General features: G+C 60.8%; 19 protein-coding genes. 12 read left to right on the forward strand and 7 right to left on the reverse strand.

What is annotated here, in order from left to right:
• Positions 1-4: 4 nt before the first annotated feature.
• Positions 5-547 (reverse strand): cupin domain-containing protein, encoded by a 543-nt coding sequence (locus ONZ54_RS00850; RefSeq protein ID WP_005319966.1) that lies wholly within the window; start codon positions 545-547, stop codon positions 5-7.
• 173 nt (positions 548-720) lie between these two features.
• Between ONZ54_RS00850 and aptA the strand changes: the two genes are divergently transcribed.
• From aptA to ONZ54_RS00880, 6 genes are all read left to right on the forward strand, one after another.
• On the forward strand, positions 721-2052 hold the full coding sequence (gene aptA / locus ONZ54_RS00855; RefSeq protein ID WP_271787282.1) for an omega-aminotransferase AptA: 1332 nt from the start codon (positions 721-723) through the stop codon (positions 2050-2052).
• Positions 2053-2158: 106 nt separating this feature from the next.
• Positions 2159-3655, forward strand: a complete 1497-nt coding sequence (locus ONZ54_RS00860) for a CoA-acylating methylmalonate-semialdehyde dehydrogenase (RefSeq protein ID WP_271787283.1) — start codon at positions 2159-2161, stop codon at positions 3653-3655.
• A gap of 85 nt (positions 3656-3740) precedes the next feature.
• Positions 3741-4496, forward strand: coding sequence for a glutamine amidotransferase-related protein (locus ONZ54_RS00865; protein ID WP_271787284.1), 756 nt, complete (start codon positions 3741-3743; stop codon positions 4494-4496).
• A complete protein-coding gene (gene ald, locus ONZ54_RS00870; protein ID WP_058395608.1) occupies positions 4493-5608 on the forward strand; it encodes an alanine dehydrogenase in 1116 nt (371 codons plus the stop codon). Before ONZ54_RS00865 ends, ald begins: the two co-directional genes overlap by 4 nt.
• 119 nt (positions 5609-5727) lie before the next feature.
• A complete protein-coding gene (locus ONZ54_RS00875) occupies positions 5728-6567 on the forward strand; it encodes a PfkB family carbohydrate kinase (protein ID WP_058395607.1) in 840 nt (279 codons plus the stop codon).
• 298 nt (positions 6568-6865) lie between these two features.
• Entirely contained in the window at positions 6866-7318 is a 453-nt protein-coding gene (locus ONZ54_RS00880; protein ID WP_005319948.1) for an Rrf2 family transcriptional regulator, read from the forward strand.
• Between the two features lie 102 nt (positions 7319-7420).
• Here the strand turns inward: ONZ54_RS00880 and ONZ54_RS00885 are convergent, their stop codons facing one another.
• Entirely contained in the window at positions 7421-7933 is a 513-nt protein-coding gene (locus ONZ54_RS00885; RefSeq protein WP_271787285.1) for a ferredoxin-type protein NapF, read from the reverse strand.
• A gap of 138 nt (positions 7934-8071) precedes the next feature.
• On the opposite strand from ONZ54_RS00885, the gene ONZ54_RS00890 reads away from it, so the two are divergent.
• Together ONZ54_RS00890 and rmuC are read left to right on the forward strand one after the other, a co-directional pair.
• Positions 8072-8287, forward strand: a complete 216-nt coding sequence (locus tag ONZ54_RS00890; protein ID WP_005319942.1) for a hypothetical protein — start codon at positions 8072-8074, stop codon at positions 8285-8287.
• On the forward strand, positions 8284-9624 hold the full coding sequence (gene rmuC / locus ONZ54_RS00895) for a DNA recombination protein RmuC (protein ID WP_058395605.1): 1341 nt from the start codon (positions 8284-8286) through the stop codon (positions 9622-9624). The genes ONZ54_RS00890 and rmuC overlap by 4 nt, the downstream gene beginning before the upstream one ends.
• An 88-nt stretch (positions 9625-9712) precedes the next feature.
• Here rmuC and ONZ54_RS00900 read toward each other — a convergent pair whose 3' ends face one another.
• The 5 genes from ONZ54_RS00900 to def form a co-directional block, all read right to left on the reverse strand.
• A complete protein-coding gene (locus ONZ54_RS00900; protein ID WP_005319936.1) occupies positions 9713-11155 on the reverse strand; it encodes a TrkH family potassium uptake protein in 1443 nt (480 codons plus the stop codon).
• 95 nt (positions 11156-11250) lie between these two features.
• Positions 11251-12627, reverse strand: coding sequence for a Trk system potassium transporter TrkA (trkA, locus tag ONZ54_RS00905; RefSeq protein WP_005319933.1), 1377 nt, complete (start codon positions 12625-12627; stop codon positions 11251-11253).
• Between the two features lie 157 nt (positions 12628-12784).
• Positions 12785-14077 (reverse strand): 16S rRNA (cytosine(967)-C(5))-methyltransferase RsmB, encoded by a 1293-nt coding sequence (rsmB, locus tag ONZ54_RS00910; protein ID WP_271787286.1) that lies wholly within the window; start codon positions 14075-14077, stop codon positions 12785-12787.
• A gap of 45 nt (positions 14078-14122) precedes the next feature.
• Entirely contained in the window at positions 14123-15067 is a 945-nt protein-coding gene (gene fmt / locus ONZ54_RS00915; RefSeq protein WP_271787287.1) for a methionyl-tRNA formyltransferase, read from the reverse strand.
• Positions 15068-15079: 12 nt separating this feature from the next.
• Positions 15080-15592, reverse strand: coding sequence for a peptide deformylase (def, locus tag ONZ54_RS00920; RefSeq protein ID WP_005319924.1), 513 nt, complete (start codon positions 15590-15592; stop codon positions 15080-15082).
• A gap of 108 nt (positions 15593-15700) precedes the next feature.
• Between def and ONZ54_RS00925 the strand changes: the two genes are divergently transcribed.
• The 4 genes from ONZ54_RS00925 to ONZ54_RS00940 are packed head-to-tail and all read left to right on the forward strand — an operon-like array spanning position 15701 to position 18985.
• Complete coding sequence (locus ONZ54_RS00925; RefSeq protein WP_058395602.1) at positions 15701-16789, forward strand: LysM peptidoglycan-binding domain-containing protein; 1089 nt, start codon at positions 15701-15703, stop codon at positions 16787-16789.
• A 1-nt stretch (position 16790) separates the two neighbouring features.
• Positions 16791-17906: a DNA-processing protein DprA gene (dprA, locus tag ONZ54_RS00930; RefSeq protein ID WP_087756728.1), complete on the forward strand. Its 1116-nt coding sequence runs from the start codon at positions 16791-16793 to the stop codon at positions 17904-17906.
• On the forward strand, positions 17899-18372 hold the full coding sequence (locus ONZ54_RS00935) for a DUF494 family protein (protein WP_005319913.1): 474 nt from the start codon (positions 17899-17901) through the stop codon (positions 18370-18372). The genes dprA and ONZ54_RS00935 overlap by 8 nt, the downstream gene beginning before the upstream one ends.
• 55 nt (positions 18373-18427) lie before the next feature.
• Complete coding sequence (locus ONZ54_RS00940) at positions 18428-18985, forward strand: DNA topoisomerase family protein (protein ID WP_005319910.1); 558 nt, start codon at positions 18428-18430, stop codon at positions 18983-18985.
• Positions 18986-19002: the final 17 nt, after the last annotated feature.

Genomic DNA, 19002 nt, shown 5'->3' on the forward strand with positions numbered 1-19002 from the left:
CGACTTAGAAACTGGCCGGCGTGTTGGCCGAGATCAGCACGCACTCCTGCTCGCCCACGTTGCGAAAACGGTGCGGCGTGCGGCTGTCGAAGTAGTAGCCATCACCCGGTGCCAGCTGGTGGATCTGCTCGCCAATGGTCACCTCGACCGTCCCCTGAATGACGATGCCGCACTCTTCCCCTTCGTGGCTCAGCATGTCGTCACCCGTGTCTGCGCCCGGTGGCAGTATCTCCTGCATCATGCCGATGGCACGGTTGGCGCGGCTGTGGCCCACCAGTCGGTAGCTGATGGGATGGGTGCCAAGATCCGGCATGTCGCTGGCGCGGAAGATCACCTCTGTCCCCATCTCTGTCTCTTCGGTGAAGAAGCTGGCCAGGGACATGGGAATGCCTTCGAGTACCTTGCGCAGCGAGGACACTGAGGGGCTCACCTGATTTTTCTCGATCTGGGAGATAAAACCGTTGGTCACACCGGAGCGTTTGGCCAGCTCGCGCTGGGAGAGGGCCGCCTTGGTGCGAACCGCCTTGAGGCGGTGACCGATATCCATCAATAGACACTCCTTGACTGTTTACTATTATTAAAATTGTGTTAAATATCTTATACCACCCCGGTCGGGGTGACACCAAGCAGGGCAACATTGAGCCCTTTTTTATGGATTCAGGTGTTTAATTTAATAGGCATTAGCCGATAGTTACTAAACACCTTAAGGATGAGGTGACCATGAAACCGATCAGCGACATCAATACGCCTTCCGACATGTCCGCCTTCTGGATGCCGTTCACCGCCAACCAGCAATTCAAGGCGGCGCCGCGCATCCTGAAGTCGGCAGAGGGGATGTATTATCACTCAGAGGATGGCCGCAAGATACTGGATGGCACTGCCGGGCTCTGGTGTTGCAACGCGGGTCATGGTCGCCGCGAGATCGCTGAGGCGGTTTCCCAGCAGATTTCCCACCTCGATTTTGCTCCTACGTTCCAGATGGGGCACCCCTTGCCGTTCGAGCTGGCCAACCAGCTGGTGGAGATAGCCCCCCAAGGGTTCGGTCACGTCTTCTATACCAACTCGGGTTCTGAATCTGTGGATACGGCGCTGAAAATCGCGCTGGCCTGGCAGCGGGCGCGGGGGCAGGGCACCCGCACCCGGTTGATTGGCCGCGAGCGTGGCTATCATGGAGTGGGCTTTGGCGGCATCTCTGTGGGGGGGATCCCCGGCAACCGCAAGTGGTTCGGCTCCCTGCTGACCGGGGTGGATCATCTGCCCCACACCCTCAATATTGCCAAGCATGCCTTCACCAGGGGATTGCCCGACGAAGACCTGACCCTGGCCGACGAGCTGGAGAAGATCGTCTTCCTGCACGATGCCAGCAACATAGCGGCTGTCATCGTCGAACCCATAGCCGGCAGCACCGGTGTCATCATGCCACCCAAGGGTTACCTCAAGCGGCTGCGGGAGATCTGCACCAAACACGGCATTCTGCTGATCTTCGACGAGGTGATCACTGGCTTCGGTCGCCTCGGTTCCCCCTTCGCGGCACAGGAGTTCGATGTCATCCCCGACATGATCACCTGTGCCAAGGGGCTCACCAATGGCGCCATCCCCATGGGAGCCGTGCTGGTGCGCAATGGCATCTATGACGACATGATGGCCGCCGGCACGGGCGCCATCGAGCTGTTCCACGGCTACACCTACTCAGGTCATCCGGTGGCCGCCGCCGCCGCGCTGGCGACCCTCGACATCTACCGCAACGAAAACCTGCTTACCCGCGCCGCCGATCTGGCGGGCTACTGGGAGGAGGCGGCCCATTCGCTGAAGGGCTGCAAGCATGTGAAGGATGTGCGCAACTACGGTCTGGTGGCGGGTATCGAGCTGGAATCCATGCCCGATGCCCCTGGCAAGCGTGCCTATGAGGTGTTCGTGCGCTGCTTCGAGAAGGGAGCCCTGGTTCGTGTGACAGGGGACATCATCGCCCTGTCGCCGCCGCTCATTATCGAGCGCAGCCAGATCGACGACCTCTTCACCCTGTTGCAGGATGTGTTGCAGACCCAGGACTGACCTTTTTCACCTTGTTTCATGGCGCCCGCGGCTTGTCGGGCGCCATCTCCCTGTGCCCGGCCCGTAGGCCCGCAGGGGAATGCGGATTACTCATCATGGAGGATATATGACATACAGGGTCAGCAACTTTATCGACGGCCAGCTGCAACAGAGTCACAGCGAGCGGTTTGGTGCCATCTTCAACCCGGCCACCGGCCAGCAGCAGGGGAGTGTGGCACTCGCCACCGCCGCCGAATGTGGCGAGGCCATCGCCGTGGCGGAGCGTGCTTTCACCGACTGGTCCCAGACACCGCCGCTGGTGCGCGCGCGAGTGCTGTTTCGCTTCAAAGAGCTGATGGAGCGGCACAGGGATGAGCTGGCGGAGCTCATCAGCCGCGAGCATGGCAAGGTCTTCTCCGATGCCCAGGGTGAGCTGACCCGGGGGCTGGAAGTGGTGGAGTTTGCCTGCGGCATTCCTCATCTGCTCAAGGGGGAGCACTCCCTCAATGTGGGTCGGGGGGTAGACAGCCATTCCATGATGCAGCCGGTGGGGGTGTGCGCTGGTATTACGCCGTTCAACTTTCCGGCCATGGTGCCGCTCTGGATGTTCCCTGTGGCCATCGCCTGCGGCAATACCTTTATTCTCAAGCCCTCCGAGAAGGATCCCTCCCTCTCCCTGCGCATGGCCGAGCTGCTCAAGCAGGCCGGTTTGCCAGATGGTGTGCTCAACGTGGTCAACGGCGACAAGGAGGTGGTGGATGTGCTGCTGACCGATCCGCGGGTCGGCGCCGTCTCTTTCGTGGGCTCCACGCCCATCGCCGAATATATCTATGCCACCGCCTCGGCCCACGGCAAGCGGGTGCAGGCGCTGGGCGGCGCCAAGAACCACATGCTGGTGATGCCGGATGCGGATCTCGATCAGGCGGTCTCCGCCCTGATGGGGGCGGCTTATGGGGCGGCGGGCGAGCGCTGTATGGCCATTTCGGTCGCTGTGGTGGTGGGGGATGAGACCGCCGATGCACTGGTTGCCAAGCTGGCGCCGCTGGTGGAAGCGCTACGGGTCGGGCCTGGCCTGGGTCAGGTACCGGAGAACGAGATGGGGCCTCTCATCAGCCGTGAGCATCTGGCCAAGGTGCGGAGTTATGTGGATCAGGGGGTGGCCGAGGGCGCCCTGCTGCGAGTAGATGGTCGCGGCGTGAATCACGGGGAAGGCTACTTTATCGGTGGCAGCTTGTTTGACGAGGTAACCCCCGAGATGCGCATCTACCGGGAGGAGATTTTCGGCCCCGTGCTCGCCATAGTGCGGGCCCCGGATTACGAGACGGCGCTCGGGCTCATCAACCAGCACGAGTATGGCAATGGCACTGCCATCTTTACTTGCGACGGCGATACTGCGCGGGACTTCACTGCCAGGGTTCAGGTCGGTATGGTAGGGGTGAACGTCCCCATTCCCGTGCCCATGGCGTTTCACAGCTTTGGGGGTTGGAAACGGTCCATCTTCGGGCCGCTCAACATGCACGGGCCGGATGGGGTGCGCTTCTATACCCGGATGAAGACGGTAACGGCGCGCTGGCCACAGAGCCTGCGGGCCGGTGCCGAGTTCTCCATGCCGACCATGAAGTAAGCAACCATGCAGCAGCTAGTCCAGGCATGGCCCGGTGGTAAAACGCTGCCGGAGTGCCCCGCTATCCCTGTTGAAGGAGTAACAGATGCGACTGGGAATTCTCGATTGTGACCGGCTGGATCCCGATTTGGCGGATCATTTTGGCCCCGTTTACTCCGAGATGTTTATCAAGGGCTTTCGGGCGTTTGCCCCCGAGCTGGAGTTCAGGATCTGGTCGGCGCTCGATGGCGAGCTGCCGGACGATCTGCAAGAGTGTGATGCCTGGCTCATCACGGGTTCGCGGCACGATGCCTACAGCGATCTGCCCTGGATCCAGGCACTGCGCGCCTGGATCCGGCTGGCCCACGACGCCGACGTCAAGCTGGCCGGGGTCTGCTTCGGCCATCAGGTGATTGCGCAGGCGTTGGGGGGCGAGGTGGTCAAATCCACCAAGGGGTGGGGGCTGGGGGTCTCGGTTCACCCCATGCTGGCGACCGGATCCTGGATGCAGCCTGGGCTGGATCAGATCCGGATCCTGGCCAGCCATCAGGATCAGGTGGCCCTGTTGCCACCCGGTGCGACCCGGCTGGCGGGCAACGATTTTTGTCCCAACTTCATGTTCTTGCAGGGGGACCACATAGTTGCCATTCAGGGGCATCCGGAGTTTTCGGTGGAGTACAACCGGGCGCTGATCGAGCGGCGGCGGGACTTCTTGTCCGATGATCGTTATCAGAGCAGCCTCTCCTCGCTGGAGGGTGAGGTGGATTCGGCCACCATGATGCAGTGGTTGTTACAATTTTTGGGCATCCTGCCCGGTAGCGAAAGGGCGGCCGGCGGGATCATAGCAGGAGAGCGAGCATGATTATTGGCGTACCCAAGGAAATCAAAAACCATGAATACCGGGTCGGCATGACTCCCGCCGGAGTGCAGGAGCTGGCGGCCCGGGGACACAAGGTACTGGTGCAACAGCAGGGAGGCGAGGCGATCGGGCTGTCCGATGCCGAGTACCAGGCTGCCGGTGCTGAACTGGTGGCGAGTGCGGCTGAGATATTCGCCCGGGCCGAGATGATAGTGAAGGTGAAGGAGCCCCAGCCGGAGGAGTGTGAATTGCTGCGCCCCGGTCAGCTGCTCTTTACCTATCTGCACCTGGCGCCGGATCCGGTGCAGACCCAGCTGCTGGTCCACTCGGGGGCGGTGGCCATCGCCTACGAGACGGTGACCGACGAGCGTGGCGGTCTGCCACTGCTGGCGCCCATGTCCGAGGTGGCGGGGCGGATGGCGATCCAGGCCGGCGCCCACAGTCTGGAGAAGGCGCAGGGGGGCAATGGCACCCTGCTCGGTGGCGTGCCTGCAGTGGCCCCTGCCAAGGTAGTGGTGCTGGGGGGCGGCGTGGTGGGCGTCAACTCGGCGCGCATGGCGCTGGGATTGGGGGCTGATGTCACCATTCTGGACCGTTCCCTGCCGCGCCTGCGGGAGCTGGACAGCCTCTATGGCCCGGCCCTCAAGACGCTTTACTCCACCCGCACCAATATCGAAGCCTGCATCGCCCAGGCGGATCTGGTGATCGGCGCCGTGTTGATCCCGGGAGCGGCGGCGCCCAGGCTGCTGACCCGCGACATGCTCAAGCTGATGCGCAAGGGCTCAGTGCTGGTGGACGTGGCCATCGATCAGGGCGGCTGCTTTGAAACCTCCCACCCCACTACCCATGAAGAGCCGACCTATGTGGTGGATGGCATCATCCACTACTGCGTGGCCAACATGCCGGGCGGTGTCGCACGCACCTCCACCTTCGCGCTGACCAATGCCACCTTGCCGTTCGTACTGGCGCTGGCAGACAAGGGTTACGCCCAGGCGCTCAAGGATGACAAACACCTGCGGGCCGGCCTGAACGTGTTCAAGGGCAAGGTCACCCAGGCGGCAGTGGCCCAGGCGCTCGGCTACGAGTACGTCAGCGCCGAATCCGTGCTGGCGTGACGCAGCCGGTGTGGATCCGGCTGGCAAACGTCGAGCTGGTTCACAAACCCCGTGATTTCAGGGAGGGCCGTCAGGGCCCTTTCTCATATACTGGGGTCCCTTGTCAGTGAGGCTTCTCCATGTCCCGCATTCTGCTGCTTGCCAATCTCAACTGTGATCATGTGCTCTCCCTCTCCGAACCCCTGGTGGCCGGTGCCCGTCTGCAATACGTGGATCAGGGCCGCAGGCTGGGGGGCGGTGCCGCCAACACCGGCATAGGGCTGGTATGGGCGGGCCATGAGGTGACCATCGCCTCCCGCATCGGGCTGGATGAGGCCGGCGACTGGCTGCTGGAGCAGGCGGCGGGTTACGGGCTGGACTGCTCTCATGTGGAGCGCTTCGGGGGCGAAACAGGGGAACTGCTGATCCTGGTGGATTCCACCGGCGAACGCACCATCCTCAGGCGGCCGCGTCGCCCCGACCTGCCTGGCGACTTGCCGGTGGAGGGGGTGGACTGTCTCTACGTGAACTATCCCGGCACCGCCATCACAGGCTATATGCGTCAGATGCTCGGCAAGAGTTTCGTGGTGGCCCAGTATCCCAAGGGCGGGCAGGCTCGCCGTCCCTGTCACGTGCTGGTGGCCTCCCGCTCCGATCTCGGCGAGGTGAGCGACCCCTGGCTGCATGCGCGTCAACTGGCCGGGGAGCAGCTGGAGTGGCTGGTGCTGACCGAAGGCAAGGCGGGGGCCGTGGCCATCCATGGTGAGGAGCAGATCCGGGTCGCGGCGCGGCCCGTGTCAGTGGTGGATACCACGGGAGCGGGGGATGCGTTCGCCGGTGGCCTGATCCACGGACTGGCGCGAGGCATGGCGATCCAGGATGCCTTGCAGTGCGCGGTGGACTGGGGCGCCTTCGCGGTTGCCTCCGAGAGCTCAATTCCCTCCACAGCGTTGAAAAACTGGCTCAAGCAGCCCCATTGAATCCACACAGCAGGAGTCGTGTGGTGCACGCCGATCCGCGCCGGCCTTGGGGATGGCGTGGCGAAGTTAGCCGCCCAAAACCCCTCAAACCCGGGAGCCAGCCTGCAAGTTTGCGATCAATCAAAGAAAGTGTCGATTTATGTGCATCTTCATCGACACCCGCCTGAGCTGCTCTTAACCTTGTCACTCCACGACTCGGATTAAGATGCGGACTCTGCGCGGGCGCAAGAGCTGTCCCGCCTCTTAGCTTTAGGTTGTCGTCCTGATTTCCAGCTTGTAGTAAGAGGCAAGTGCGACCATGCAACTGACACGATTTACCGACTATGCCCTGCGTACCCTGACTTTTTTGGCGGTTCAGCCGGGAGATCGCCTGTCGACCATCACTGAGGTGGCCGATACCTTTGCCATCTCCCGCAACCACGTGGTCAAGATAGTGCATCAGCTTGGCATCAAGGGGTACATAGAGACGGTACGCGGCAAGCATGGCGGCATCCGCCTCGGTCGCTCCGCCGTCTCCATCAACCTGCGTGATGTGGTGATGGACATGGAACACGTGCTCTGCCCTGTGGATTGCAAGCGCGAGAACTGCCGCCTCTCCGGTGGCTGCCGTATTCAGGGTATTCTGCGCCGCGCCATGAACGCCTTCCTCGAGGTGCTGGGGGAATACACATTGGCCGATGCAGTGCGGGATCCCACTCGTCTCTGCCACCTGCTCGGCATTGAGCATGACTCCATTCTGGCCATGGCATAGAGCCAGCGTCAGACCATGAGGGGCCCACGGGCCCCTTTGTGCTTTCTGGCGTCTGGTAGCAGTGGAATATGGCTTCAGTGCTGAAGACGGGGTTCTGGGGCGTCAAAGCTGGGGGATCAGGGTGATGGCGCCGTGCAGGCAGGCGAGACCGCAGGCACCGCAGCCATCACACGCCGCCATGTTGACGCTCACCCCATCGCTGGTGGCCTTGATCGCCTGCTGGGGACAGGCATCTTCACACAGCAGGCAGTAGAAGCCCTGCTTGGCCTGACAGCTCGCTTCAATCTGAACCCGGGTCTGCACCTGGCGCCCCCATTGCAGATCGAGAGCGCCGGTCGGGCAGGCTCTGGCACAGCTGCCACAATAGCTGCACTGGCCGCAGGCGAGATCCAGCACAGGGGTGCCGGCGATGGCGGTACCTTCGTATTCGGGTTGACTGGCCGGTTTGAGCAGGCCGTTGGGGCAGGCCTTGAAGCACTCACCGCAACGGGTGCAGAGGGAGAGGTACTGGGACTCTTCGATCGCCCATGGCGGGCGAGCCTCGTGACAGACCACGTCCGGTTTGCGGGTGCCCCCCAGTGCGTGCGTCAGCCATCGACAGAAAAAATGAGTCATGCTCACCCCTGATACCTATTAGGGGTTAATTTTATCCAAGTTTCTGCTGGCAAGCCAGAGAATAGCGGCGGTCAGGATCGCAAGCCGGGTTGCCCTTGTGTAAGCTAGGCGGGTCTTTTTGCGGGATTGAATGAACTCATGTGGTTATTTTTGTGGCGTGCTTCTCTGTTGTATATCTTCCCTCTGCTGATGTGGGCTTACTGTCGCATCAAGGGTATCGAATTTGCCGAGCTCGATACCGGGGTTAACAGTCACAAGTGGGTGGTGCTGGCCGCCTACCTCCTCTACGTGCTGCTCTGGCTGCTGCTTAACCGTTACCTTGAGCTCTTCCTGCGTCAACGGAGCCGCAAATGATCGAGCTGGCGACCTGGGGGCCGGCGCTGCTGGCAGCCCTGCTCGCCCTCTGTGTCGGCTGGTTGGCAGGGCGCCGCTTTGCCAGCGCCCAGGAGCAGGAGTTGCTGCTGACCCAGGAGCGCCATCAGGCGCTGCAGGATCGCTTCGACGAATTGCAGGATGAGCGGATGCAGGGTCAGCAGAAGCTGGATCAGCAGCAGACCCTGCTCATCAAGCTCACTGCCCGCCTCAAGGATGCCGAAGCTACCCTGCGCAGCGAGCGACTGGCCGCAGCCGAGAAGCTGCAACTGCAGCGGGATGGGGAACAGCGTCTCAGCCAGCAGTTTGAAAACCTCGCAAACCGTATTTTCGAGCAGAACTCGGGTAACTTTCGCGACCTGAACCAGAACAGTCTGGATCTGCTGCTGACACCGCTGAAAGAGCAGCTGGAAGGCTTCCGTCGCCAGGTGGGAGAAACCCACGCCCAGGAGACGGCCCAGCGCCACAGCCTCAAGTTCGAACTGGAGCGTCTGGCCGAGCTCAACGCACGCATGACCGAAGAGGCGGCAGCCCTGACCCGCGCCCTCAAGGGGGACAGCAAGCAGCAGGGTAACTGGGGGGAGGTGGTGCTGGCCCGCATCCTCAGTGAATGCGGTCTGCGTGAGGGCCACGAGTACCACACCCAGGTCAATATCGAGCTGGACAAGGGCAAGCGCTATCAGCCCGACGTGATCGTCCATCTGCCGCAAGAGAAAGACATCATTATAGACGCCAAGGTATCGCTGACCGCCTACGAGCGCTGGTACAACGCCGATGACGCGCTGGAAAAAGCGGTAGCGCTCAAGGAGCACGTCGCCTCGGTGCGCAACCATATCCGCGAGCTGGGCCGCAAGGATTACCAGCAGCTGCCCGGGGTGCGTACCCTCGACTACGTGTTGATGTTTGTGGCGGTGGAGCCCGCCTTCCTTACGGCGCTGGAGGCGGACCCTTCCCTGGTACGCTACGGCCTCGACAACAACATCTTGCTGGTAAGCCCCACCAATCTGATGGTGGCGCTGCGGACCATAGAGAACCTGTGGCGCTACGAGCGGCAGAACCAGAATGCCCGCCAGATTGCCGAGCGTGCCGGGCGCCTCTACGAGAAGCTGCGGTTGTTTGTGGAAGAGATGCAGCAGATGGGGGGCAGCCTTCACAAGGCGCAGGAGAGCTATGACAAGGCGATGGGGCGGCTGGTCAACGGCCGTGGCAACCTGATCGCCCAGGTCGAGCGTTTCCGCGAGCTGGGGGTGGAGGTAGCCAAGCCCCTGCCAGAGACGCTGGTCAATCGCGCGCTGGAACGGGAAGACCCGGCCGAATAGCACCGAGTCTTGTCAGCATCATGAGATGGAGAAGGGCAGCCGCAGGGCTGCCCTTCTGTTTTCTGTGTTCTCGCTATCCTGGCAGGAATTACTGCTTCCAGAACGAGGGGAAGAAGATCACGGCCACGGTCAGGATCTCGAGGCGCCCCAGCAGCATGCCGAACGACAATATCCACTTGGCAGAGTCCGGCAGGGTGGCGAAGTTGGTGCTGGGTCCTATGACGGGGCCCATGCCGGGGCCCACGTTTGCAACTGCAGTGATGGAACCCGAGATGGCGGTCAGGGGGTCCAGGCCGATGGCGGCGAGCAGGGCGGCGATCAGCAATATGATGGCGAAGTAGGCCAGCACGAAGGAGATCATGGATCGAATGATGGCATCGCTGACTGGGCGGCCGTTGTACTTCTGCGGGAAGACAGCTGAGGGATGCATCAGCTGGCGCATCTGCTTTTTGAACAGGGCGAATGCTACCTGCACCCGGAAAATCTTGAGACCGCCGGCAGTGGAGCCGGAACAGGCGCCGAGTGCCAGCAAGATGATGAAGATGATGCTGGTGAGGGGTCCCCAGGTGCCGAAGTCGCCGAGGCCATACCCCGTAGTGGTGAGCACGGAGACGATATTGAAGCTGCTGATGCGCAGGGCATCCATAAAGCCGTAGATATCTCTGACCCACAGATAAAATGTGACGACGACTGTGACCCAGACTACCAGCCAGAAGAAGCCCTGCACCTGAGCATCCTTGAGCAAGCTGTTGTCACGGCGACTCAAACTCTGCACATAGAGCAGGAAGGGCAGCCCCCCGAGAAACATGAAAAGGGTACCTATCCAGTGCGCCGAATGGGAAAAGTGGGACATGGATTGGTCCGAGGTGGAATACCCCCCGGTACTGAGCGTGGTCATGGCGTGGTTGACCGCCTCGAACAGCGTCATGCCGCTCACCCAGTAGGCGAGGAAGCAACACATGGAGAGCACCAGATAGACCACCACTATGTTGTTGGCCACCGTCTTGGCGCGGGGAGCACTCTTGTCAGACCAATCCGAGCTCTCGGTCTGGAACAATTTCATGCCGCCCACGTTGAGGTAGGGCAGTACCGCCACCGCCATCACGATAAAGCCCACGCCCCCCAGCCACTGCAGGGTAGAACGCCACAGCAGTATGCTGTGTGCCATGCCGTCCAGCCCCGAGAGCACTGTGGATCCCGTGGTGGTGACCCCTGACATTGTCTCGAAATAGGCATCGGCAAAGCCGATGTGGGTGATGAAGACGAAAGGCAACGCCCCGAAGATGCAGGCCACGACCCAGACAGAGGTGGTGAGCAGGAACATCTCACGCACGCCGAGGTGAAACGCCGCCTTGCGGCCGTAGTGGAGGCAGAGCAAAGCAGCACCATGGGTGATCAGCACGGATTTGAGGAACTCGACAAATCCCTCCGAGCCGGTGAACAGGGCAAGCAGGGTGGGCAACCACATAAACAGGGCCAGCTTGGAGAGCACCAGCCCCAGAGTGAAGATGATAGGACGCAGCTTGATCATGCTGGATAACCTGGTCGTTGAGTGACAAGAGACCCGGATACTTCCATTGGGAGGCAGTGCCGGGTCTGGGTTGTGCTGGCTGGATGCATGGCAGATTACAGGAAGAAGGGACTTGGCTGGAATAGCCGTTCCACTTCCGGTATGTACTTCTTGTCCACCAGGAACATCACCACATGGTCATCCTGCTGGATCTGGGTGCGATCGTGGGCGATCAGCACCTCATCACCGCGGACAACGGCGCCTATGGTGGTGCCGGGCGGCAGCTTGAGCTCGCCCACCGTCTTGCCCACCACCTTGGAGGTGTTCTCGTCACCGTGGGCGATGGCCTCGATGGCTTCGGCCGCCCCGCGGCGCAGGCTGTAGACGTTGGCAATATCGGCCCGGCGCACGTGGGTCAGCAGGGCCGAAATGGTGGCCTGCTGTGGCGAGATGGCGATGTCGATGGAGCCGCCCTGCACCAGGTCCACGTAGGCGCTGCGCTGGATAAGCACCATTGTCTTCTTGGCACCCATCTTCTTGGCGAGCAGGGCCGACATTATGTTGGCCTCATCCTCGTTGGTGACCGCGATGAAGACATCGATCTGATCGATGTGCTCCTCGGCCAGCAACTCCTGATCCGCTGCATCACCACAGAAGACGATGGTGTTCTCCAACTGTTCCGAGAGTTGCTCGGCCCGCTTCTGGTTACGCTCTATGAGCTTGACGCTGTAGCGCTTCTCCAGTTGACGGGCGAGACCGGCACCTATGTTGCCACCCCCGACTATCATGATGCGGCGATAAGGGCTCTCGAGCCGCTGCAGCTCCGACATGACGGCCCGGATATGACCGGCGGCAGCGACGAAGAACACTTCGTCATCCGCTTCTATGATGGTGGTGCCTTGCGGACGGATGGAGCGACCCTGGCGGAAGATGGCCGCTACCCGGGTCTCTATGTTGGGCATGTGATCCCGCAGAGTGGAGAGAGCATTGCCCACCAGGGGGCCACCGTAGTAGGCCTTGACTGCCACCAGACCCACCTTGCCACCGGCGAAGTCCACCACTTGCAAGGCGCCGGGATATTCGATCAGTCGGCGAACATAGTCGGTGACCAGCTGTTCTGGCGCTATCAGGTGATCCACCGGCACGGATTCCGGTAAAAACAGCCGGTCCCGCTCGGTTAGGTAGGCCGGGGAGCGAATGCGCGCCACCTTGTTCGGGGTGTTGAACAGGGAGTAGGCCACCTGGCAGGCGATCATGTTGGTCTCGTCGCTGTTGGTGACCGCCACCAGCATGTCCGCATCCTGAGCACCCGCCTCGCGCAGTACCCTGGGGTGGGCGCCGTGACCATTCACCACCCGCAGGTCGAACTTGTCCTGCAGCTCCCGCAGACGGTCGCTGTCGGTATCGACTATGGTGATGTCGTTGTTCTCGCCGGCCAGGTTCTCGGCCAGGGTGCCACCGACCTGACCTGCGCCCAGAATGATGATCTTCATAGGGACCCCTCATGGGACGAGGATGGGTTGTTACCGCTGACAATATGGCAGGGATCAGTCATCAACATGGTGATCTTCATAGGGAAAACGTGCTCGATGTTGCGCAGTAATGGGGGCTGTCAGCCAGCACCCCTCATGATCATGGTCACTGCTCTGCCTATCGCTTGATCAGCTTGGCGTAGTAGAAGCCATCCATCTCGGCTTCGCCTGGCAGGAACTGGCGGCCCGGGCAATCTGGTGTGTCCTGCGCGTGCAGCGGCACCAGGGTTGCATCCGGCGTAGCGGCCAGGAAGGCGCGGATCTGTTCGCGGTTCTCTTCCGGCAGCACTGAGCAGGTAGCGTAGAGCAGAGTACCGCCGCTTTTCAGTTTCGGCCAGAGGGCGATCAGAATACGGCGCTGCAACTCGGCCAGCTCGCGGATGTCCTGATCCCGGCGCAACCACTTGATGTCGGGGTGACGACGGATGACACCGGTGGCGGAGCAGGGGGCGTCCAGTAGGATGCGATCGAACTGGCCTTGTGGCCACCACAGCTCAGGGGTGCTGGCATCACCATGGATCACCCGGGCCTGGAGGCCGATACGATCCAGGTTTTCCTGCACCCGCTTGAGGCGGTTCTCGTCGGCATCCACGGCCACTACGCCAGCCAGTGCGGGTTGACGCTCAAGCAGGTGGGCCGTCTTGCCACCGGGAGCGGCGCAGGCATCCAGCACCCACTCACCCGGCTGCGGATCGAGCAGTCGGGCGGCCTGTTGGGCAGCACCGTCTTGCACCGAGCAGTCACCTGTCTCGAAACCGGGCAGCTTGGTCACGTCGCAGGGACGTTCCAGCAGAATGCAATCTTCGCCCTCCTGACCGGCAACCGCATTGATGCCGACCTCGGCCATGCGAGCCAGCATCTGCTCGCGGCCCTGGCGCTGGCTATTGTTGCGGATCCACATGGGGGGGCGCTGATTGTTGGCCTCCATGATGAATTCCCAATCTTCGGGATAGGCCTGACGCAGGCGCTTGGTGAGCCACTCCGGGTGACCGAGGCGAATACTGGGGACTCGGTCGATGCGCAGCAATATGACTTCGGCACTGCGCTGGAAGTTGCGCAGCACCCCATTGATGAGGCCGCGCAAGGAGGTACCCTTGAGCAGCTTGACGGCGTTGACTGTCTCGGCCACAGCGGCGTGGGCCGGAATGCGGGTGTAGATGAGCTGATAGAGGCCGACCAGGATCAGATAGTGGAAGATGCGGCTCTTGTTCTTGAGCGGCTTGTCCATCATCTCGCCCACCGCAGCGTCGAGGCGTGGCAGCCAGCGCAGGGTGCCATAGCAGAGTTCTTGCAGGAGGGCGCGATCGCGGGGCGCAACCTTCTCCTGGGCAGCAGGCAGAACAGCGGAGAGGGATTGGCCCTGATCCAGCACCTGTTGAATAACGAGAGCGGCCTGTGCACGTGTTTTCATAGTGTTACCTTAGATGCGCAAGTCGGGGCCTGGGCCCCGCTTGTTTCAATTCAATTGCGTGCCGGGTTCAAACCAGTCGCGGCGAGAGTTGAGCAGATCCGAAACGGACATGGCCTTCTTGCCGGGTGGTTGCAGGGTCAGCAGGCGCAGGACACCCAGGCCGGTAGCGATATCGATCCCCTGCTTGTCGGCCTTGAGCAGGGTGCCAGCGGGTTGACTGTGCCCACTGTCCACCACTTCGGCTTGCCACACCTTGATAGTCTGTCCCGCCACCTCAAACCAGCTGATAGGCCAGGGATTGAAGGCGCGGATGCAGCGCTCTATGGCGACGGCTTCCATCGACCAGTCGATGCGAGCCTCCTCTTTGGAGAGCTTCTCGGCATAGTTGGCCAGCGCATCGTCTTGCGCCTCGGCTGCGGTTTCACCGGCGGCCATGGCATTGATGGTTTCGACCAGTGCCTGCGGGCCCAGCTCGGCCAGCTTGTCATACAGGCTGGTGGAGGTTTCGTCGGCGGCGATGGGACAGGTCACTTTTCTGATCATGGCGCCAGTATCCAGCCCGACATCCATCTGCATGATGGTTACGCCGGTTTCGGTATCACCCGCCCAGATGGAGCGCTGGATCGGGGCTGCACCGCGCCAGCGCGGCAGCAGAGATCCATGCACGTTGATACAGCCCAGACGCGGGGTATCGAGCACCACCTTGGGCAGGATCAAGCCGTAGGCCACTACCACCATCAAGTCGGCGCCCAGAGAAGCCAGCTCGGCTTGCGCCTCTTCCTTGCGCAGGGAAGCTGGTTGGTAAACCGGCAGATTGTGGGTCAGAGCCAGCTCCTTGACCGGGCTGGCGGTGAGCTTCTGACCACGGCCAGCAGGCTTGTCCGGCTGGGTATAAACGGCAACGACCTCGTGGTCGGAAGACAACAACGCCGCCAGGTGACGGGCGGCGAAGTCGGGAGTACCGGCAAAAATCAGTTTCAGCTTATTCAATGGGGCAGATCCTCAGAGGGCTTTGCGATCTTCACGGGCCATCTTTTCCAGCTTCTGGCGAATGCGCTGGCGCTTGAGCGGAGACAAGTAATCCACAAACAGCTTGCCGATCAGATGATCCATCTCATGCTGTATGCAGATAGCGAGCAGATCGTCCGCTTCCAGCTCGAACGGCTGGCCGTTGCGATCCAGTGCACGTACCTTGACCCACTCGGCGCGTGGCACCAGAGCTCTGTGGTCGGGCACCGAGAGGCAGCCCTCTTCGATGCCTGTGCTGCCCGCTTGCTCGAGGATCTCGGGGTTGATCAATACCAGAGGATCTTCACGGTTCTCAGAGACATCGATCACTATGATGCGCTGATGAATGTCGACCTGAGTGGCGGCCAGGCCTATGCCTTCCTCCGCGTACATGGTTTCGAACATATCATCTACAATGTGTTGTAACTCGGGTGTAAAGGTCTCGACAGGGGCTGCAACTGTGCGCAGACGTTCATCGGGAAAACGCAATACATCTAGAATGGCCATAGTTTTTTCTTTAGTTTCGTATAAATGCAGTCAATATTGGCGTAATTCTAGTCATTTACGCCGACAAAAAACAGCAACACTTTGCGCGCAGAAGTAACAGGGAGTGTTATGTATCTGAAGCAAACCATCCTCGCTTGCCTGCTGGCCACTCTGAGCCAGGCTGCCATGGCCGACCAGTTGACACTGAAAGCGGGTTATCCCGAGCGCTATGTCGTGCAAAAGGGTGACACCCTCTGGGATATTTCAGGCCGATATCTGGCACAACCCTGGCTCTGGCCCCGTCTCTGGAACATCAATCCCCAGATTGCCAACCCGCACTGGATCTATCCCGGTGACGTGCTGCATCTGAGCTGGGTCAATGGCGAGCCTCGCCTCGGCAAAGCGATGCAGGGGGGCAAGCCAGTGGTTCACCTCTCTCCCAAGAGCCGTTACGAGAACAAGGCCAATCCGATCCCGACGTTGCCGCTCAGCGAGATAGGTCCCTTCCTGCGTACCGACCATATCCTGGCCGACAGCCAGCAGGCGAAACAGCTGCCTTATGTGCTCGGCAACGATGAGGCGCATATCGGCATGCTGGAGGGCGATACCCTGTATGTACAGGGATCGCTGACCCCGGGTCAGGACTACGGCATCTACCACCCGGGGAGCTTATACAAGGACAAGGAGACAGGTGAGTTGCTGGGGCAGGAAGCGGTGTTTGTCGGCACGGCCAGAGCCGAGGAGCGGCTGGCGGATGATCGTACCCGAGTCACGCTCAGCCACAGCCAGCGGGAGGTATATCAGGGAGACAAGGTGATGCCCTTCCCGCCGCAAGAGAGTCTCTTTGCCGTATTCACTCCTAAAGCCGCGCCCGTTATTTCGCCGGGTTACATCATAGATCTGCCGAGCAAGGCTCGTGGTGGCGGCAAGTTTGACGTTGTGCTCATCAATAAGGGGCTGCGCGATCAGGTTTCCCCCGGCGATGTGCTGGAGGTGCGGCGACCTGGCGCCAAGCTGGTGAGCAAGAACGGCAAGGTATCTTACAAAGAGTACTCTTCCGTCTATGACAAGGCGTTCTATTCTGCCGGCAAGCCCTCCCTGCCGTCGGAGGCGGTGGCGCGCGTCATGCTGTTCAAGGTGTACGACAAGCTGAGCTACGGCCTCATCATGCAGAGCCAGGGCATGGTCAGCTCCGGCTATCAGGTCAGTAACTTCTAACGTGCCATTTCCATCCGGGCGGCTTTCACTGTGGCTGACGCTGGATGCCGTTACTGGCATAGGCCCGGTTACTGCCTCCCGCCTGCTTGCCCGCTTCGATGGTGACATAAAAGCCCTGTTTGAGTGCGATGATGGCGGTTTGCGGGCGCAGGGTCTCCACTCGTCCCAGATACGGCAGCTCAGATGGCCGCTGCCGGTGGTAGAGCTGGGGCTGAACTGGGCTGCCATGCCCGGCAATCACCTGATTTGTCCCGATGATCCCGCCTATCCCGACCTGCTGAAAGAGATCCCTGCCGCCCCCTTGCTGCTCTATTGTCGCGGAAATGTCGCAGCCTTGTCGTTGCCGCAATTGGCTATGGTAGGGACGCGTCATCCCACTTATGCCGGCAAGGACAATGCCGCGCGTTTGTGTAGCGAGCTGGTAGGGTGTGGACTGGCGATTACCTCGGGGCTGGCGCTCGGCATAGATGGTGTCTGCCATCAGCAGACGCTTGCTGCGGGCGGTATCACGCTTGCGGTGTTGGGCTCCGGCCTGGATTGCCTCTATCCCAAGCGTCATCAGGGGCTGGCTGGCCAGATCCTGGAGAGCGGCGGCTTGCTCATCTCAGAGTTGGCGCCGGACAAGGGGCCGCTGGCCGAACATTTTCCCCGTCGCAACCGCATCATCAGTGGCCTGTCGCTGGGTACCCTGGTGGTGGAGGCTGCCGAGCAGAGCGGGTCACTCATCACGGCGCGTTACGCACTGGAACAGGGGCGCGAAGTGTTTGCCGTGCCGGGAGCGCCACAAAATGGGCAGGCTCTGGGTTGCAATAAATTAATCCAGCAGGGGGCCAAACTTGTGTTGAGTGCGGCCGATATAGTGGAAGAGCTTCCCGGATTGGTCAGTCTGGTGCGCAAAGAGGCTGGATTGCTTGAGCAAGAGCATAATAGCGAATTGCCTTATGCCGATTTGTTGGATAACGTAGATTATGAGACCACGAGCGTGGATACCGTCGCCGAACGGTCCCAGCTTCCTGTCGAAGTGGTATTGGGCAGGTTGGTAGAGCTGGAACTGGCAGGCGCAGTGATAGCGGTAGCCGGTGGATACGTCAGAGCGAGGAGGGCGAATCATGTTTGATGTACTGATGTACCTTTTCGAGACCTACATCCACAGCGATGCAGATGTGATGGTCGAACAAAATGAACTCACCGACGAACTGAGCCGGGCCGGTTTCGACAAGGACGAGATCGAGAAGGCGCTCAACTGGCTGGAAAGGCTGGCCAATCTGCATGATAGCGAGCGGGAGGTGTATGTCGCCGCCAGCGCGCAAGGCTCGATGCGTATCTATGCCCCGCAGGAGCTGGCCCGTCTTGGCACCGAGTGCCGCGGCTTCCTGCTCTTTCTGGAACAAGCCCAGGTGCTGAATGCCGAAACCCGCGAAATCTGTATCGAGCGACTGCTCGAGCTGGATAAACCGGATATCGAGCTGGATGACCTGAAGTGGGTTGTCATGATGGTGCTGTTCAATGTGCCGGGCAGTGAAAATGCCTACCAGCAGATGGAAGAGCTGGTGTTTGATGAGTCCGACGGCGTCATTCACTGACAGTCTGGTGTCGCGCTGGTAGAATTCAGGCCATCTGAATTTCAAGGCGCGGCACATGTCAAAAATCGATCATCATCTCTTTTCCGCTCACGAGCATGGGTTCGAGCGAGAGCCGTGCCCGCAGTGTGGTGCCGAGCTGGTGATCCGCCAGGGCAAGCATGGCCCTTTTCTTGGCTGCTCCGCCTACCCCTCCTGTGATTACATCCGTTCTCTGACACCGTCCGGTCGTGACATCGAGAAAGTGCTTGAGGGGTCAGCTTGCCCGGATTGTGGCCAGCCGCTGGCAATCAAGAAGGGTCGTTACGGTTTGTTTGTGGGGTGTACCCAGTATCCGGCCTGTCAGCATATCGAGTCCCTGCAGGAGAGCGATGATACCCAGATCCTCTGCCCCGAGTGTGGCAAGGGTCATCTGGTGAGCCGCACCTCCCGTTACGGCAAGCAGTTTTACTCCTGTGATGGGTATCCCCATTGTAAATATGTGGTGAATGACAAGCCGATCCCCATGCCTTGTCCCGAATGTGGCTGGGGCATCATGGTGGAGAAAAAAGTGAGGGGAAATCTGAAGTGGATCTGTCCGCAAAAGAAATGCGGCCATCAAAGTGAGCAGGTATAATCCCGCCGCCGTAACCA

Source organism: Aeromonas salmonicida (assembly GCF_028355655.1).
GTDB classification, from domain to species: Bacteria; Pseudomonadota; Gammaproteobacteria; order Enterobacterales; family Aeromonadaceae; genus Aeromonas; species Aeromonas salmonicida.

What these genes read in the sequence shown, in the direction of transcription:
- ONZ54_RS00850 (WP_005319966.1), bottom strand. Translation starts at nt 547, where the DNA reads ATGGATATCGGTCACCGCCTCAAGGCGGTTCGCACCAAGGCGGCCCTC.
- aptA (WP_271787282.1), top strand. Translation starts at nt 721, where the DNA reads ATGAAACCGATCAGCGACATCAATACGCCTTCCGACATGTCCGCCTTC.
- ONZ54_RS00860 (WP_271787283.1), top strand. Translation starts at nt 2,159, where the DNA reads ATGACATACAGGGTCAGCAACTTTATCGACGGCCAGCTGCAACAGAGT.
- ONZ54_RS00865 (WP_271787284.1), top strand. Translation starts at nt 3,741, where the DNA reads ATGCGACTGGGAATTCTCGATTGTGACCGGCTGGATCCCGATTTGGCG.
- ald (WP_058395608.1), top strand. Translation starts at nt 4,493, where the DNA reads ATGATTATTGGCGTACCCAAGGAAATCAAAAACCATGAATACCGGGTC.
- ONZ54_RS00875 (WP_058395607.1), top strand. Translation starts at nt 5,728, where the DNA reads ATGTCCCGCATTCTGCTGCTTGCCAATCTCAACTGTGATCATGTGCTC.
- ONZ54_RS00880 (WP_005319948.1), top strand. Translation starts at nt 6,866, where the DNA reads ATGCAACTGACACGATTTACCGACTATGCCCTGCGTACCCTGACTTTT.
- ONZ54_RS00885 (WP_271787285.1), bottom strand. Translation starts at nt 7,933, where the DNA reads ATGACTCATTTTTTCTGTCGATGGCTGACGCACGCACTGGGGGGCACC.
- ONZ54_RS00890 (WP_005319942.1), top strand. Translation starts at nt 8,072, where the DNA reads ATGTGGTTATTTTTGTGGCGTGCTTCTCTGTTGTATATCTTCCCTCTG.
- rmuC (WP_058395605.1), top strand. Translation starts at nt 8,284, where the DNA reads ATGATCGAGCTGGCGACCTGGGGGCCGGCGCTGCTGGCAGCCCTGCTC.
- ONZ54_RS00900 (WP_005319936.1), bottom strand. Translation starts at nt 11,155, where the DNA reads ATGATCAAGCTGCGTCCTATCATCTTCACTCTGGGGCTGGTGCTCTCC.
- trkA (WP_005319933.1), bottom strand. Translation starts at nt 12,627, where the DNA reads ATGAAGATCATCATTCTGGGCGCAGGTCAGGTCGGTGGCACCCTGGCC.
- rsmB (WP_271787286.1), bottom strand. Translation starts at nt 14,077, where the DNA reads ATGAAAACACGTGCACAGGCCGCTCTCGTTATTCAACAGGTGCTGGAT.
- def (WP_005319924.1), bottom strand. Translation starts at nt 15,592, where the DNA reads ATGGCCATTCTAGATGTATTGCGTTTTCCCGATGAACGTCTGCGCACA.
- ONZ54_RS00925 (WP_058395602.1), top strand. Translation starts at nt 15,701, where the DNA reads ATGTATCTGAAGCAAACCATCCTCGCTTGCCTGCTGGCCACTCTGAGC.
- ONZ54_RS00935 (WP_005319913.1), top strand. Translation starts at nt 17,899, where the DNA reads ATGTTTGATGTACTGATGTACCTTTTCGAGACCTACATCCACAGCGAT.
- ONZ54_RS00940 (WP_005319910.1), top strand. Translation starts at nt 18,428, where the DNA reads ATGTCAAAAATCGATCATCATCTCTTTTCCGCTCACGAGCATGGGTTC.